The organism is Halobacillus sp. ABH2_015 (assembly GCF_056158945.1).
On sequence record NZ_JBSWUG010000002.1, the window covers coordinates 2,479,492 to 2,494,345 of the forward strand.

A 14,854-nucleotide genomic window follows, 5' to 3' on the forward strand; every position below is an offset into this window, starting at 1 on the left:
GTACCATGAAGACCGCTAAATTGAAAATTTTTTTCTATATTCGCTGTATCTGTACGGATTATGGACCATCCGCGATGATTAAAGCTATTCCAGCCTCTATATCTTCATAAGGACGTCTGCTCCGTTTATACCGGAAAATTCCCCCGTTTAAGGGGGTTGGGTTGTAAGCGCTTCCTGATTTATGATGAATATCGTGTTGATCAATACTGAACGGGAGTGATGAGAAAGCTATGAAATTGATGACAAAACTTTTTGAAGTATCTGTTCTGGCCGTCTTCTCTGTTCTATTCGCAGGATATGCCCTGTTTGTTTATCCGTTTGAAAAAATATCTGAACATATGAGTGCCGAAGTTAAAGCCAAGAAGCTTAAATATACACCAGCCACACAAAAAACCGCTGCCTGAGGGCAGTGGTTTTTTTCGATCAGACTGATTCATCCGCTAAAATTCAAGCTCTTCCTTATCTCTGAAGAATTTCCCGGTCGGTCCTTCTTCCTCTAACTGGGAAAGCCATAAGATTCCTTCCATGGCCTCCTCAGGCTTACGCTTTGCCTTTTCCCCTCCCAGGTCTGTTTTCACCCATCCGGGGCTTACGGAGTTCACCTTCACGTTCTTCCGGCGTGCCGCTCCTGCGAACAACCTCGTTAAGGCATTCAAGCTGTACTTGGACGCTTTATAGGCACCGGCCATCGGAGCGTCCATCGCCTGACTGACCCCCATCTCTGCGGCCACATTAACGATCCGTCCATAATTATTCTCCAGCATGACAGGCATAAGGCTGCTCATGAGAAAATACGGACCAAAGTAATTCACGAGTTGAATCTCCTCAAAAGTGACAGGATCGATATCCAGAATCGAACTTTTTTTATCCGGAAAAATACCGGCATTATTGATCAATGCGTCGATCCGGCCGTCCTCTTGAAGAATCTTATCCCTGACTGAATCCATCTTATCGGGCTGAGCAACATCGAGGAAAATAGAATGAACATCCAGTCCCTCCTTCCGAAGCCGGGAAGCCGCTTCTTCTCCCTTTTCCTCATTTCTGGAACCGAGCCATACCTTAAACCCTGCTTCGGCCAGTCGGCGGCATGCCTCAAAACCAATGCCGCGGTTTCCACCTGAGACGAGTACGTTTTTCTCCATATCCAACTCCTCCACTTCTAGTGAGTGATATCCAACGATACCCGCCTGTTTGGAAGATTGATCCTTTTAATGTTCTGGAAACTATCAAAAAAAGCTTATGCCGCGGTGGCATAAGCTCTTCCTCTACTAGAGGTTTATATAATTCCGTGCTGCTTCATGATGGTCTTCAATTTTTCCGTCCGTACGGCGGATTCATGGTATTCTCCCCGCATTTGATGCCACTGAATAAATGCAAGCGCCTGGGAAATCGAGTACCATTTCATCCGCTGGAACATGTGGGAGTCAGGGCGGATACCGTATTCCTTCAACCATGTTTTCCAGTAATCCTCAGGGATATAGTTGTATAAAAGCATTCCGAGATCCAAAGCGGGATCAGCTACCATCGCGTTATCCCAATCGATTAAATAAAGATGATCTTTTGCGGATAACATCCAGTTATTATGATTGGTATCACAATGACAGACGACGTGAACATCGTGTTGGACATTCCGTACTTCCTGATCCAGGTATCTGACGGCCTGATGAATTTCAATCCTGGGATCCACCTTATCCAGAACCTTTTGGTTTTCCTTAATGTCCATAAGTATTTCATCAGGGGTTAAAGGATGCTTACCCAGTCTCATTAACATATCCAGCAGCTCAGTGGAATGGTGGATTTTACTTAACAGGGCGGCTACCCGCGGGTGCTTCATCTCTTCCGGATTCAATTCCCGCCCGTCCAGCCATTCCTGGGCAGTAATGACATCCCCATTCTCCAGCCTTTTGGTCCAGATCAGCTTCGGGACGATCCCTTCTGCGGACAGGACGGCTAAAAAAGGTGAAGAGTTGCGTTTTAAAAACAGCCGCTTCTCATCTGTCTGGGCATAGTAAGCTTCCCCTGTCGAACCGCCTGCTGGTGTTATTGTCCAATTACTACCGAGTATATGTTCCAACCAATTCACCTTCAATTCCTCAAATCCTCTTGTGATCGAATCACGTCTTTATTCATTCAGTATACCGTACTTTTGTCATTATTCGAAATATACCCTGCCGATTCAATAGTCACCTTAGAATAGATTAACTCATTGATCTGTCAACTTTCAAGAGATATCTATGAATTGCTCAGGAATGTCGTTTTTGATGACGCTTTCTTGATCAGCCATTCATTCGAGCAGGAAGGCTGGCCGTCCACCTGGAAACGTGTCCTCTGATTTGTACGGACATGGACCCTGTCCGCTTCCCACTCGACCACTTCTCTCAAAGCTGTATGTTTTCCAATGAAGACGCTTAAAAAAAGGGCCAGCAGTTTCCGTTTGGATAGAGCTCGAACGAGAATGATCGAGAGGCGTGGATGGTGGATACCTGCTCGGGGGGCGATTTTCATCCCGCCCCCGAAATAAGGATGGTTTGTAATTGTCATCATCATGACTTTTTCAATAACAGGAGGATGATTATCAAGCGTCACTTCCACTTCCACAGCCTTGAACCACTGCAAAGCACGGACAAGAGCCGCGGGGTAGATCCATTTCGTTAAATGAAGACGACGCATCCACAACCGAAAGTCAGGGCGCTCCGCATAGGAAGCCACTGCCCCATCAAATCCGATACCAACACTGTTCAAGAAGGTTCTTTCCTGTCCGTTGTTCACCTGGTAGTTTCCCAGATAAACATGGTGCTTCTGTGGCTTACGGAGGACGGACTGGAATAAATCAGGAATGCGTGACTTTACTCCCAGTCCCCTTGCAAAATCATTGCCTGAGCCGGCTGGTAAAAAACAGACGGGAACAGGCCGTGCCGGATTCCAGCCATTGATCACTTCATGAAGGGTGCCGTCTCCACCAAGAACTAAACACGCTTCCAGGGAAGGACCCTGTGATTTTGACAAGTCGGCCGCAAGTGCTTCCGCACCAGCAGGCGCTTCTGTGAAAAACGTCCGGATATCCAGGCTGTGATAGTCGGACGTTTTCTTCAGCTGTTGATACAGCTTTAACCCCCGGCCGTTTCCTGCCGCAGGATTCACAATCAGAATATACATGAGCCCCACTCCCCGCGAGTTGAATAACTATACTTTATGTTTGCTGCTCCAGTATACTACTAGTATAAAAGGAGGAGAAGCACATGAGAAACAACTGCCTGTCATGCGGGCCTATTTTCACAGTCCCTGATCAAGGAAAGCTGGTCATTAAAGAATCCAATTTCTATCACTTCCCTAAACCACTGCCTTTAACGGTGGAAGATAAAGACGCGGCCCACACCGTTTTTTCCTACCGAAGTCACAAGGAGCTGAAGGATGCACTGGAACAATGGAATGACGGGAATATTCCCCGGTTCCGTATTCATGTCCTTGATCCTTCCACGGATCGTTCCTATCCAATCCCTTTGATACACCTCTACGAACGGATTTCCCGTCCGGATCTCGTTTCTATTATTCATAAGGGTGACTTTCAAGCCCATTTACAGCCGATCATGGATATAAACATGAAAAAGGTGATTGGATATGAAGCTTTACTGCGGACGATTCACGCTTCTATCCACCCTGGTGAGCTGTTCGCCTTTGCCAGTGATGCGGGACTTCAGTCGATGCTTGACCAAAAAGCAAGAAGAGCGGCCGTAAAAGCAAAAGCCGAGCATTTACAAAACGGAGAAAAGATTTTCATCAACTTCCTTCCCTCCACCATTTATGACCCGGACTTCTGTCTGGCTCATACCTTCCAAATGGTCAAAGAATACGATGTCCCTTCGGAGGATCTTGTGTTTGAAGTCGTGGAAACAGAGAGAATTACAAACGTCAATCATTTAAAAACGATCCTGGAGAAATACAAAGCTTCCGGAATGAAAACAGCGCTTGATGATGTGGGGGCCGGGTACAGTTCCCTGGAGATGCTTCGCTTACTGCAGCCCGATTATGTCAAAATTGACCGTTCCTACATCCGGGACTGTCATATCCATCCGGAAAAACAGTCCTTTCTTCACCAAGTAATGGCTGACGCAGGCAGACTTGCTATTGATGTCCTGGCTGAAGGAATTGAAACCCAGGAGGAATGGAACTGGCTTGCCGCTCTAGGTGTCCACTTTGGCCAGGGCTACTTGATCGGCAGACCAGCTCCGGCTCCACATGCTGCTATTCTTCCCTAGGTTCCTCTGTATCCCATTCGGCTCGTTTTACCGCACTTGTCCGGCAGTGCTTCAGGAGAGCTTCTGCCGTTTTCAGCTGCTTATGCTTCAAAGGTGTGCTCATCTGTCTCTTCTCATAGAGCCAGCGTTCATACTCCTTGTTTCCTACATAGATCGTCTGGTAGGGTTCCTGTGTTTTTTCAAATGACAAGGCAGGGGATAATACCACTTTAGTGTAAGGAAAATCAATATCGTATTTTCTAAGAACACTCCTTACAAAGGTTTCCGTGCGCTTCAACGAAATCAGCGGACTTTGGACTTTCCGCTGAACGTTACCTTCTTCCAGCATCCACGTGTGTTCAGACTGCACATACGCCGTCTCCCCCTTCCGGGCAGGCAGAGATGCAACCAACTCCAGCCCATGCGGGCCAATCAGGATGTGATCGATTTCCAATTCTGCGTTTCTCAGCTGAGCGACCGGTTCATACATGAGCAGGTAGGTATCCGGGAAGCGCTGCAGATAAAAAGAGAGGGACGGATCGTCCCGGTAGGCTGGATGCAGAAAGGATTTTTTCTGGAGGGTGGTCGTCGCCCATTTCAATTGAAAGGGAAGCAGCCCATCCAGGTAGTACTGCTTCAACTCCCTTAATGAGCGGGGCTGTTTCTCCACCATCATGGATGCTGCTTCTTCACCAGCGTCTCCAAGCCCTTTGTCCCGGAATAATGCTTTCCACCATGGAGTTTTTTCCGGTTCAACTTCCATAGAATCCGGAAGTTCTTTTTGAAAGTCCAGCCGTCCCTGCTCATAGAGGGACCGCATTTTCGTCCAGTTTTCCTGTTTCAATCGGATAAACTGAGCGGGATATTGATACATATTCACTTCATATCTGGAGATATAATCATTCAGTTTAATTAGTTGAGCCATTGCCATCCCTACTTTTTAATTCAATGGTGAACACTTCTTGATATTTCGGATGTTCCCCGGGGTGGATCCTGAATAACGTTATTTGGTCCACAACCATCGGGAACTTCTGTTGAAATACAGCAGGAACGTTACTTAACGAGAGCGGTGACTGTCCTTCCGCCTGTTTTTTTGCCAGTGTAATATGAGGGTGAAACTTCCTTCTTTCCCGACTCCATCCGGATGCAGCTGCTGCTTCCTCTGTCTGTTGGTACAGCTTCTCCAGCCCCGGGGCTTTTTCCACTTCAGCGAGGAAGACCCGCGGGGACTGCGGGTTGCCGAAACCACCGGCGGGTCCGATAGTGATGGAAAAAGCATCCGGCATCTCCTGCTGGTGGAGCATTGTAATCAACTTGTTTATTTTTTCATCGGATGCCGGCCCCAGAAACTTTAGGGTTATGTGAAAGTCTGAGGGATGGGTCCAAACTTTGTACCGCATATGTTCCCTCAGTTCCTGCTGCCATAGAAGAAGATGATCTGCTGCTTGTTCTGTCTTCAAGCCGATAAAATAATGAGGGTCGCTCATGATCCCGCCTCCGTTTCCATCGTCCTTTTATTTTGTCAGCCGGTACAGGCTTTCCGCATAAATTTCCATGGCTTTTACCATATCCTTCAACCTGACATGTTCATCAGACTGATGTGCAGTATCCGGACTGTCGGCAAACATCGCCCCGAAAGCGACTCCGGTGGTCAAAGAACGGGCATAAGTGGCTCCTCCAATGGACAAAGCTTCTGACTGGCCGCCGGTGGCTTCGTTATAGACGGACAACAGCGTCTGTACTAAAGGATCCTCTTTCTCAACGTAGAGAGACGCCAGATGATCGTAAATCTCCACCATTCCTCCATTTGTTTCCAGGGCGGTGTGCAATTGTTCCATCACTTGCTCTGCGTCTGCCGTTACAGGATAGCGGAGGTTCAGCCCGACTCTCCATTTTTCCTTTGTCTTTTCCAAAGAGCCCAGATTTGATGTTAATGGTCCGGATACGTCATCAGAACTGTTCAAACCGAGACCTCTGCCGTCCGTATCTGTAAAGCAGGCAAGCAGCTGTGAAACAAGCTGACGGTCGATTTTAGGAAGCGGAAGAGAGAAGAGAAAGCCCAAAAGGTCTATCAGCGCGTTTTTCCCTGTTTCCGGACGGCTTGCATGAGCCGCTTTCCCTTTGAACACAATTTGGACAGTCTCTTCTTTCTCCTCCAGGTATGCATCTGCTTGATGTTCGTTCATGTAGGCATCAAAAGCCGAGCGAACGGACCCTGTCAATTCGACTACGGCCTCATCCGGAACCATATTCAATGGTCCTCCCCCTTTCACCCGTAAGAGGCGGACGTCACCTTCCCCGTCCGCTGCAGCAGGATACGAAGCATAAGCATCAAGCAGCCCTTTTTCAGCATGAATCACCGGAAAAGAAGCGTCTGGCGTGAAGCCGGCCACAGGCATGGGCTCCTTTTTAAAATAATGGCTGATCCCCTGCCAGTCCCGCTCTTCATCTGTACCGAGGATAAGCCGTATTCTCTTCTTAGGCTGGAATCCTTGGTCCTTCAGCATTTTCATGGCCATATAGGCAGCCATCACAGGTCCTTTATCATCCTGGGCTCCGCGTCCGTACAGGTTATTATCCCTTACAGCAGCTTCAAAGGGCGGGGATGTCCATCCTTCTCCCGCAGGAACCACATCAAGATGGCCGAGCACCCCGATGATTTCGTCTCCTTCTCCAAATTCGATGTGTCCAGCAAAGTCGTCGATGTTCTTTGTTTCAAACCCGTCTTTCTCTCCAAGCGCAAGCATATGGGATAAGGCCTGCTGTATGGCAGGTCCAAATGGTGTATCCTCGTCTTTCTCATAAACACTTGGAATGCTGATCAGTTCACCAGCATGAGTAAGGAAGGAATCCAAATACGCTTCACTTAATGTTTTAAAATTCATGATTGTCCTCCTTTAGAAAGAATGGCGTCATACGTGGCTTTATCACAAACAGCATAAAGTTCTGCATTCTCAGGAATCGGCTCATCCAGCTTTCGATTAATCGCCAGGTCATTCCGGTCTGCGATAAGGGTGGCTCCTTCAGATAGAAGATTTTGAAAGGCATCCTTGTAAGTACGCCACTCCGGACGGGTCGGAATGTAAAAGAGGTCCTCTCCTACAGAACGCTTCAGAAGCTGTCCATAAATTCCAGAAACCCCTTTTCTGAATGCTGCCCGGACTGCCAAAGAGGAAATTGTTTCACTGGAGACGATAAATTCATCCACCTGGGCATGCTTAAAGTTCTTGATGTGTTTTTCCTCCATCACTTCAACGATCGTATGGACACCCGGAGCCAGATTTTCAACGGATGAAGCAATCAGAAGTGTTTTTCCATCAATCATCTGATTGCTGGTCATCTGATCATCAGCAAAAATCAGTACAGCTTTCGCTTTGGTTATATTGGCTTTTTCCAATGTGTTTTGATCTCCCGCATCTCCTTTTATGTAATGAATGTTTTCTGAAAGCATAGGAGCTTCCGGGAGCTGATCGATCAATACGATTTCACAGTCTTCATGCGTATCCAGCATTTCCTTCACAGCAAATTCTGTTTTCTGTGACCAGCCGATAATCACAAAATGGTCTTGATCTTTATACACGATATCACCTTCCAGACGTTTTTTTCTATAAATGGCCAGACTATCAACGACCTTACCAATCACGATTCCAATCAGACCGATTCCGAAGATATATAAAAACATGGCTATCAGGCGCCCACCAGCACTGGCAGGAGAGTAATCCCCGTAACCTACTGTGGTTACCGTTGTCATGACCCACCAGAACCCATCGAATAGTGTCGGGAAGGTATCATTCTCCACGATAACGATCAAAATACTGGATAGAAGCAGCAGGGCTATGCTTGCTAAGAAAAGGACAAGATTGTTGACCTTTACCATTTTTAAAAGAATTTTCCTGAAAAAGTACAATTTCATACCTCCGATCTTTAATAATCTGTAAATAAGGTGAATAATCTGTAAATTGAGAGGATTATAGTAGCACGATACCTTTCATTATTGTAGAATGAAACCAACTTCAGAGATTCACTGGCACCACAAGTTCCATATAATGACGATTAAGGAGTGGTTTTTTGAATCATCCATCATCACGTATGCTCACCCGGATCAAAGCTGTCTACCTTTACATTAGAGAAAAAGGGACAGTCTCGACAAATGAGTTAGCAGATGAGTTTGGTATCACTGATCGCACAATGCAGAGGGACTTAAGCATATTGGAATACAATGGACTCGTCGCCAGTCCACACCGTGGAAGGTGGTCAATCACTGAAAAGAGGGTTAAAATCTCATAATTGAATCATTATTTCTTCTTATATAGATGACACCCGGTCGTGGACCGGGTGTTTTTTTCTTATTCTCGAACTTAGAGGTTTGTTATATTCATCAAATACTCCAGTTCCTCATCCGTCAGCTCACGGTATTCTCCAAGCTCCAGCTCTTCATCAAGAACCAGTTCCCCCATTTTAATCCGCTGCAGGTATACAACCTTCTTTCCTACAGCTTCGAACATCCGCTTTACCTGATGGAATTTGCCTTCGGTAATCGTCAGTTCGATTTCCGAAAATTCATCAGAAGAAAGAATGACCAGCTCCCCCGGTTTCGTATGATAGCCGTCATCCAGCGTGACCCCTGAAGCGAATTTTTCCACATCGCTCTCAGTGACTTTCCCTTCTATACGGGCAAAGTAGGTTTTTCCCACGTCTTTTTTCGGAGAAGTCAGCCGGTGGTTCAGCTGACCGTCGTTCGTGATCAGGAGCAGGCCTTCTGTATCCTTATCGAGTCTCCCGACAGGAAACGGTTCAAAGACGATATCCTCCGGCTGGAGAATATCGATCACTGTTGTCTCATGCGGATCTTCGGTAGCGGATATTAAATCCCCCGGCTTGTTCATCATTAGATAGATAAATTCCCGGTACTCCACTTCGTCGCCCATAACCGTCACTAAGTCTTCCTTGGGATCCACATGGGTTTTCGGGCTTTTTTCCGGTTCGCCGTTGATGCGGATATGGCCGCTCTTCAAAAGGCCTTTCACCTCTTTACGAGTTCCATAGCCCATATTGGCAAGCAGTTTATCAATTCTCAATCCTATTCCTCCTTAGCTGCGCTTCAAAAACTTATCCAGCACACGGACTCTTCCGCCCAGTACATGTTCAAGCAGTGTCGTCTTGTAGGCCGTCCACAAGTAGACGATTCCGCCGGCCCCTATACTGATGATCAATACGATCAAAGCATCCAGACGGTTTTCAGTGGGTTCAAATACAAAACCGAGCAGCCATTTGACTAGAAGTACCGTTACGGCCATGACTGCTGTCAGAATGACGACAAGCAGCGTACGCTTCAGCAGCTGCTTATAAGAAAAGTCGATGGTCGTAAAAATACGCCAGAAGTTCAGGCTGACAGCTGCAGCCACACCGATACCTGTCGCTAAAATCGCGCCTTTGGCGCCAAGCATCTGGATAAGCCACCAATTTAAGCTGAGCTTCAGCAGGATTCCTGTTCCGAGACTGACAACAGCGAAATTTTGTTTATTCACCCCTTGAAGAATCGAAGAAGTGACCGTATATAAGGCCAGGAACAGCCCTACTGGTGCATACCACCTGAGAAGATCTCCGCGGTATTCTATCTCATCCACGCCATAAAACGTTCCATACGCTTCCCACGCAACGACAGATAAGCCGGCGACAGCAGGAATGATCAGCAGCGCGACAATCTGGAGGGCCTGGTTGATCTGTTTGTTCAAACGGTCCATCTCATTTTTCGTAAACGCCTGTGTAATCGCAGGCAGCAGCGCCAGGGATAAACCAAGGCCGAGCGTAACCGGAATCATAATCAATTTATGACTTAGAAAATTTATGATGGAAAAAGCATTGTTATATTCAGCGCCTGAGGCCTTAATCGCTTTTTCCAAAGTAAACTGGTCGACCAGCTGGTATAAAGGCGTAGCAATCCCGACCAGAATGAAAGGACCGGCATAGGTGAACAATTCCTTGAACATTTCCTTATTGGACAATCCGTACGTATATTCCTGAGCCTGAATTTGATTTTCCAGGAAAGGTTTACGCTTTCTCCAATACACGTACAGAACGATACAGGAAGCAATTCCTCCGATAAAAGCGGCAAACGTTGCAAAACCGACCGCCTGATGGACAGGGCCGCCCAGCACCTGGACAATAACAAAAGCAGAAGCCAGAAGAAAAACAATCCGGACAATTTGTTCAACGACCTGTGATACGGCCGTAGGGGCCATAGACTCATGTCCCTGGAAGAAGCCTCGTGTAATACTCATCGGCGGTATTACGAGCAAGGCGAAACTGACCATCTGAATGACCATCGTCGCATGACCAAGGCGGTCAGAATCCGAGCCGATTGTCCATATGGCTACCTGTTCAGCTGAGAAGTACAGCATTAAAAACGCGATGACTCCTGTGATGGACATCAGGGTCATCCCCGCTTTCAGCATCCGCTGACCGGTCTCGTAATCACCAAGCGAGTTGTATTTGGACACAAACTTGGAAACAGCGACAGGAACACCCATGCTCGATAAGCTGAGCAGAATGCTGTAGGGAACATAAGCAATGGAAAATAGGTCGGTCCCGTCTGTTCCCACCATATTTTCAAACGGAACCGTATAAATCATTCCCAGGAACTTGGATAGGAAAGTTCCTGCAGTCAATAACAAGGTACCTTTAAGTATTTTTGACATAATTCGCTTTTCACCTTCAATTTTATTGTAGAATCGACCTCATCTATTTTATCATAGATAGAGGATAAACAAGGAACGATGAGATAAGAAAGGGACGACATTTATGAATTACCATGTAACCGTCATCGGCGGAGGGCCTTCAGGGCTTATGGCAGCCATCGCTGCTGCTGAACAGGGTGTAAGTACGCTCTTGATTGAAAAAGGAAAAAAGCTGGGCACCAAGCTTGCCATCTCCGGAGGCGGGCGCTGCAATGTTACGAACCGCCTTCCAGAAGAGGAAGTCATCAAGCATGTACCAGGAAACGGAAAGTTCCTATACAGTCCATTTTCTGTTTTTAACAATTACGATATCATTGACTTCTTTGAGGGGCTTGGAGTCGCGCTCAAAGAAGAAGACCACGGCCGGATGTTTCCGGTCAGTAATAAGGCGAAGGATGTTGTCCAGGCCCTTCTGAACCGGATGGATGAATTGAATATCGAAGTAAGAAAAGAAACGCCTGTGGATGCCATTCATTACGGAGAAAACGAACACGAGATCATTTTGAAGTCCAAAGAGAAGATACAAACGAATGCTGTAGTCATTGCGGCCGGCGGGAAAGCTGTCCCGCATACCGGATCTACCGGAGATGGCTATGCATGGGCGAAGAAAGCAGGACATACGATTACAAAGCTGTTTCCGACAGAAGTGCCTCTGCTGTCAAACGACACTGTAATTAAACAAAAGACTCTTCAGGGACTTTCTCTGCGGGGTGTGAACGTATCGGTATTAAATCCGAAAGGCAGAAAGATCATCACCCACCGGATGGATATGCTGTTCACTCACTTCGGTCTTTCCGGGCCTGCTGTTTTACGCTGCTCTCAATATGTCGTGAAAGAGCTGATGAAAGGCCACTCACCTGTGCAGGTGGAGATTGATGCTCTTCCTGACCAGCATGAACAATCCCTGCACGATGAGCTTCAGAAAACGATGAAAGACCAGCCCAAAAAAGCTTTTCGGAATGTAGTCAAGGGGATGGTTCCTGAACGTCTGCTCGACTATGTTCTGGATCAGTCCGAAATCGATCGTGAGGATAAAGCGGCGAACTTGTCCAATCAGCAGCTCCACCAATTCGTTCAACTGCTGAAACACTTTACCGTTCACGTACACGATTCCCAGCCGATCGAAAAAGCTTTCGTAACAGGTGGCGGTGTTTCTATCAAGGAAATCGTCCCGAATACCATGCAGTCGAAATTCATGCCGGGACTTTATTTCTGTGGAGAAGTTCTGGACATTCACGGATATACCGGCGGATACAATATTACCTCAGCAATGGTCACCGGCCGTGTAGCGGGCATGCACGCAGCATGGGAAGCGATGGCATGACAAAAAAGTCGAGAAAGGGTCAGCCCTTTCTCGACTTTCTTTGTTTATATTCTGTTTCCCGGCCAAGCTCACGGTTGATCAACAGCTGCATTTCCTCACGGTTCTCCGGCATGATAACCGGATCCTCCTCATGCCAATCGACCATATAAATAATATAGAAACGCCGTATCCTTCTGAAATATACGGTTGAATGTGGAAACGTATCGAAATATCCGCGGACCATTTTCCTACGTGAATAACTCCATCTCGTCAGTTGTATGATGATCACCCCGAACATATATTCTCATCATCAGTATAACGAGGAATCTATGAAAATTCAACCGGAATTACCAAATAAAAACCAGTCCTAAAAACGAGAATAAGAGACTGCTGAAGAGGTAAAGATATCCATAGGCCTGCAGCCGGTCCCACCTGTTCGTCAAACCGAAAACACCTGCAATAGCCAGCCATACGATCATAGCCACAAAAATCATATGCTGGATTTCTCCAATATCTTCTTTCAGAGAAACAAGATAAAACCCAAGGGGGAGAAGCAGCAGAAGAACGGCATACTTCCAATTCCAAAATGTATTGCGTTTTCTTTCAAATTGAACCATTTCAAACGCTCCTTCATTCCTTATGTATACATCTTCCCGCCTATATTTTACCACACTTTAATAGATTCATGGATGGATCATATCCCTATCCAATAGTCTCTGTTATTGCTTGGTGTTGTTATTTAACATGTGAGCTCCTATCCCCCCTTTCTGTCATGGGATTTGTAGGAGGCGACCGGGAATGACTCCCTTTCCGTGGGGTACCGTGAGCCGCGGAAAGCGGACGGTTTTCCCTGCCATCCCATGCTCTGAGTAAACAACGGACCCCTAATTCCAGACGGAAACGATTTAGTAATCGTTTAAAATATCAACAACCGACTTTAACAGAGCTATTCAATAAAAAACACCCGGTCAGGAACCGGGTGTTTTTCATGAATTAAAAGTCTACATCTTTACCATAGTAAGCAGCGATGAACAATTGTTTCATCTGCTCTACAGAAGTTTCACGAGGGTTCGTTCCAGTACATGGATCTTCTACAGCATTGGCAGCCATTTGATCGACATGTTCTTTAAACAACTCTTCTTCTACACCAAAGTCTTTCAGTGTATTTGGTACATCCATCTCTTTATTCAGATTGCGTACCCATTCAATCAGACGATCTACGAGTTCTTCATCTGTCTGTCCGGAAAGGCCGATCCGGCGGGCAAGAGCTGCATAGCGGTCTTCCACTACACTGCGGTTGAATTGAATGACATATGGAAGATAAATCGCGTTCGCACAGCCGTGTGGAACACCAAAGGTCGGTCCACTCTTATGCGCCAGGCTGTGAACGTTCCCGAGAACAGCATTCGCAAAAGCCATGCCTGCCATCGCTTGAGCGTAATGAACTTTTTCACGGGAATCCTGGTTGTCTTTGTAAGAAGCCAGGAGATGCTGATCCAATGTCTCCAACGCCTCAATGGACAAAGCGTCAGTGAAGGTCGTCCTCGGTTTCGCCACATAAGCTTCAATGCTGTGTGTTACAGCATCCATACCACTATAGGCGGTCACGTGCTTCGGCATCGATTCAACCATAACCGGGTCAATGACAGCAAGGTCTGGTGTCAGGTCAAAATCAGCCAGCGGATATTTCACCCCTGTTTCTGATTCTGTAATGACAGAGAGGTTGGAAATCTCTGACGCTGTACCACTTGTTGTCGGGATTCCGATGAATTTCGCTTTCCCTCTTAGAGCCGGCAGATTAAATGGCTCCATTGCGTCCTGGAAGCTGAGTTCCGGGTGTTCATAGAAAATCCAGAAGGCTTTGGCAGCATCCATTGGGGACCCGCCTCCGATACCAATGATCCAGTCCGGCTCATAGTTTTTCACTTCTTCCAGATGATTGCTAACTAAGTCCGTAGACGGCTCTTCTGTAATACCTTCAATGACTTTCGTTTCTATATCCGCTTTAGACAAATGTTGTTTAATCGTATCCAGATTTCCATTTTCTTTTACTGAGCCTCCGCCAATAACAAGGAGTGCCCGCTTACCTTTGATCTCCTGAAGGATTTCAAGAGCATTTTCACCAAAGTATATATCGCGTGGAATTGTAAATCGATTCATGTTCAATACCTCCAAACTAGATTTGAACTCACAGAGGGAACATAACCGTTTACCTGCTATGTTAAACACAGCAGCAGGCTTATGGAACAAATTCGTGACCAAAGACTGGTTTTCCCCACTGTAAAACCAGTCCTTTAGACACGCTTCTTTATTTCTTCATAAGAGAAGAGCAAACTATAAATCATCATTAGAAAACATAAAAAACCCTTCAGGATAATCCTGAAGGGTTCGTGTGACGTGGCAGCGTCCTACTCTCACGGGGGTAAACCCGACTACCATCGGCGCTGAAGAGCTTAACTACTGTGTTCGGCATGGGAACAGGTGTGACCTCTCCGCCTTCACCACCACATCAATATAAAGTTTGAGGTAAACCCTCAAAACCAGATAAGGAAACAACTATTGATTAAAACACGATTCAC

General features: G+C 46.5%; 16 protein-coding genes and 1 rRNA gene. 4 read left to right on the forward strand and 13 right to left on the reverse strand.

Features of this window, described 5'->3' with window-relative positions; genetic code table 11:
* Positions 1-230: 230 nt before the first annotated feature.
* Positions 231-404: a hypothetical protein gene (locus ACXAD6_RS13135; RefSeq protein WP_474969237.1), complete on the forward strand. Its 174-nt coding sequence runs from the start codon at positions 231-233 to the stop codon at positions 402-404.
* Positions 405-440: 36 nt separating this feature from the next.
* Here the strand turns inward: ACXAD6_RS13135 and ACXAD6_RS13140 are convergent, their stop codons facing one another.
* The 3 genes from ACXAD6_RS13140 to ACXAD6_RS13150 form a co-directional block, all read right to left on the reverse strand.
* Positions 441-1,142, reverse strand: coding sequence for an SDR family NAD(P)-dependent oxidoreductase (locus ACXAD6_RS13140; RefSeq protein ID WP_474969238.1), 702 nt, complete (start codon positions 1,140-1,142; stop codon positions 441-443).
* Positions 1,143-1,276: 134 nt separating this feature from the next.
* Positions 1,277-2,074, reverse strand: a complete 798-nt coding sequence (locus tag ACXAD6_RS13145) for a phosphotransferase (protein ID WP_474970428.1) — start codon at positions 2,072-2,074, stop codon at positions 1,277-1,279.
* A gap of 158 nt (positions 2,075-2,232) precedes the next feature.
* Positions 2,233-3,156: a diacylglycerol/lipid kinase family protein gene (locus tag ACXAD6_RS13150; protein WP_474969239.1), complete on the reverse strand. Its 924-nt coding sequence runs from the start codon at positions 3,154-3,156 to the stop codon at positions 2,233-2,235.
* Positions 3,157-3,239: 83 nt separating this feature from the next.
* Between ACXAD6_RS13150 and ACXAD6_RS13155 the strand changes: the two genes are divergently transcribed.
* Positions 3,240-4,256: an EAL domain-containing protein gene (locus ACXAD6_RS13155; RefSeq protein WP_474969240.1), complete on the forward strand. Its 1,017-nt coding sequence runs from the start codon at positions 3,240-3,242 to the stop codon at positions 4,254-4,256.
* Here ACXAD6_RS13155 and ACXAD6_RS13160 read toward each other — a convergent pair.
* The 4 genes from ACXAD6_RS13160 to ACXAD6_RS13175 are packed head-to-tail and all read right to left on the reverse strand — an operon-like array spanning position 4,243 to position 8,148.
* On the reverse strand, positions 4,243-5,160 hold the full coding sequence (locus ACXAD6_RS13160; RefSeq protein WP_474969241.1) for a nuclease-related domain-containing protein: 918 nt from the start codon (positions 5,158-5,160) through the stop codon (positions 4,243-4,245). The genes ACXAD6_RS13155 and ACXAD6_RS13160 overlap by 14 nt on opposite strands.
* Positions 5,144-5,722, reverse strand: a complete 579-nt coding sequence (gene thpR / locus ACXAD6_RS13165) for an RNA 2',3'-cyclic phosphodiesterase (RefSeq protein WP_474969242.1) — start codon at positions 5,720-5,722, stop codon at positions 5,144-5,146. The genes ACXAD6_RS13160 and thpR overlap by 17 nt, the downstream gene beginning before the upstream one ends.
* Before the next feature lie 27 nt (positions 5,723-5,749).
* Positions 5,750-7,120: a dipeptidase PepV gene (pepV, locus tag ACXAD6_RS13170; RefSeq protein WP_474969243.1), complete on the reverse strand. Its 1,371-nt coding sequence runs from the start codon at positions 7,118-7,120 to the stop codon at positions 5,750-5,752.
* On the reverse strand, positions 7,117-8,148 hold the full coding sequence (locus ACXAD6_RS13175) for a potassium channel family protein (protein ID WP_474969244.1): 1,032 nt from the start codon (positions 8,146-8,148) through the stop codon (positions 7,117-7,119). The genes pepV and ACXAD6_RS13175 overlap by 4 nt, the downstream gene beginning before the upstream one ends.
* Before the next feature lie 176 nt (positions 8,149-8,324).
* On the opposite strand from ACXAD6_RS13175, the gene ACXAD6_RS13180 reads away from it, so the two are divergent.
* Positions 8,325-8,522 carry a DeoR family transcriptional regulator gene (locus ACXAD6_RS13180; RefSeq protein WP_474970429.1) on the forward strand — a complete coding sequence of 66 codons (198 nt, stop codon included), beginning with the start codon at positions 8,325-8,327 and terminating at the stop codon, positions 8,520-8,522.
* 71 nt (positions 8,523-8,593) lie between these two features.
* Here the strand turns inward: ACXAD6_RS13180 and ACXAD6_RS13185 are convergent, their stop codons facing one another.
* Together ACXAD6_RS13185 and ACXAD6_RS13190 are read right to left on the reverse strand one after the other, a co-directional pair.
* Positions 8,594-9,313 (reverse strand): pseudouridine synthase, encoded by a 720-nt coding sequence (locus tag ACXAD6_RS13185; RefSeq protein WP_474969245.1) that lies wholly within the window; start codon positions 9,311-9,313, stop codon positions 8,594-8,596.
* Between the two features lie 12 nt (positions 9,314-9,325).
* On the reverse strand, positions 9,326-10,933 hold the full coding sequence (locus tag ACXAD6_RS13190; RefSeq protein ID WP_474969246.1) for a putative polysaccharide biosynthesis protein: 1,608 nt from the start codon (positions 10,931-10,933) through the stop codon (positions 9,326-9,328).
* Positions 10,934-11,036: 103 nt separating this feature from the next.
* On the opposite strand from ACXAD6_RS13190, the gene ACXAD6_RS13195 reads away from it, so the two are divergent.
* Positions 11,037-12,296 (forward strand): BaiN/RdsA family NAD(P)/FAD-dependent oxidoreductase, encoded by a 1,260-nt coding sequence (locus tag ACXAD6_RS13195; RefSeq protein WP_474969247.1) that lies wholly within the window; start codon positions 11,037-11,039, stop codon positions 12,294-12,296.
* Positions 12,297-12,315: 19 nt separating this feature from the next.
* Here the strand turns inward: ACXAD6_RS13195 and ACXAD6_RS13200 are convergent, their stop codons facing one another.
* The 4 genes from ACXAD6_RS13200 to rrf form a co-directional block, all read right to left on the reverse strand.
* Positions 12,316-12,441 carry a hypothetical protein gene (locus tag ACXAD6_RS13200; protein WP_474969248.1) on the reverse strand — a complete coding sequence of 42 codons (126 nt, stop codon included), beginning with the start codon at positions 12,439-12,441 and terminating at the stop codon, positions 12,316-12,318.
* A 181-nt stretch (positions 12,442-12,622) separates the two neighbouring features.
* A complete protein-coding gene (locus ACXAD6_RS13205) occupies positions 12,623-12,892 on the reverse strand; it encodes a hypothetical protein (RefSeq protein WP_474969249.1) in 270 nt (89 codons plus the stop codon).
* Positions 12,893-13,268: 376 nt separating this feature from the next.
* Positions 13,269-14,435, reverse strand: a complete 1,167-nt coding sequence (locus ACXAD6_RS13210; protein WP_474969250.1) for an iron-containing alcohol dehydrogenase — start codon at positions 14,433-14,435, stop codon at positions 13,269-13,271.
* Positions 14,436-14,670: 235 nt separating this feature from the next.
* Positions 14,671-14,784 (reverse strand): 5S ribosomal RNA (gene rrf / locus ACXAD6_RS13215).
* Positions 14,785-14,854 lie beyond the last annotated feature (70 nt).

Coding starts and splice junctions, on each gene's coding strand:
- ACXAD6_RS13135 (WP_474969237.1), top strand. CDS start 231: ATGAAATTGATGACAAAACTTTTTGAAGTATCTGTTCTGGCCGTCTTC.
- ACXAD6_RS13140 (WP_474969238.1), bottom strand. CDS start 1,142: ATGGAGAAAAACGTACTCGTCTCAGGTGGAAACCGCGGCATTGGTTTT.
- ACXAD6_RS13150 (WP_474969239.1), bottom strand. CDS start 3,156: ATGTATATTCTGATTGTGAATCCTGCGGCAGGAAACGGCCGGGGGTTA.
- ACXAD6_RS13155 (WP_474969240.1), top strand. CDS start 3,240: ATGAGAAACAACTGCCTGTCATGCGGGCCTATTTTCACAGTCCCTGAT.
- ACXAD6_RS13160 (WP_474969241.1), bottom strand. CDS start 5,160: ATGGCTCAACTAATTAAACTGAATGATTATATCTCCAGATATGAAGTG.
- thpR (WP_474969242.1), bottom strand. CDS start 5,722: ATGAGCGACCCTCATTATTTTATCGGCTTGAAGACAGAACAAGCAGCA.
- pepV (WP_474969243.1), bottom strand. CDS start 7,120: ATGAATTTTAAAACATTAAGTGAAGCGTATTTGGATTCCTTCCTTACT.
- ACXAD6_RS13175 (WP_474969244.1), bottom strand. CDS start 8,148: ATGAAATTGTACTTTTTCAGGAAAATTCTTTTAAAAATGGTAAAGGTC.
- ACXAD6_RS13180 (WP_474970429.1), top strand. CDS start 8,325: ATGCTCACCCGGATCAAAGCTGTCTACCTTTACATTAGAGAAAAAGGG.
- ACXAD6_RS13190 (WP_474969246.1), bottom strand. CDS start 10,933: ATGTCAAAAATACTTAAAGGTACCTTGTTATTGACTGCAGGAACTTTC.
- ACXAD6_RS13195 (WP_474969247.1), top strand. CDS start 11,037: ATGAATTACCATGTAACCGTCATCGGCGGAGGGCCTTCAGGGCTTATG.
- ACXAD6_RS13200 (WP_474969248.1), bottom strand. CDS start 12,441: ATGGTCGATTGGCATGAGGAGGATCCGGTTATCATGCCGGAGAACCGT.
- ACXAD6_RS13205 (WP_474969249.1), bottom strand. CDS start 12,892: ATGGTTCAATTTGAAAGAAAACGCAATACATTTTGGAATTGGAAGTAT.
- ACXAD6_RS13210 (WP_474969250.1), bottom strand. CDS start 14,435: ATGAATCGATTTACAATTCCACGCGATATATACTTTGGTGAAAATGCT.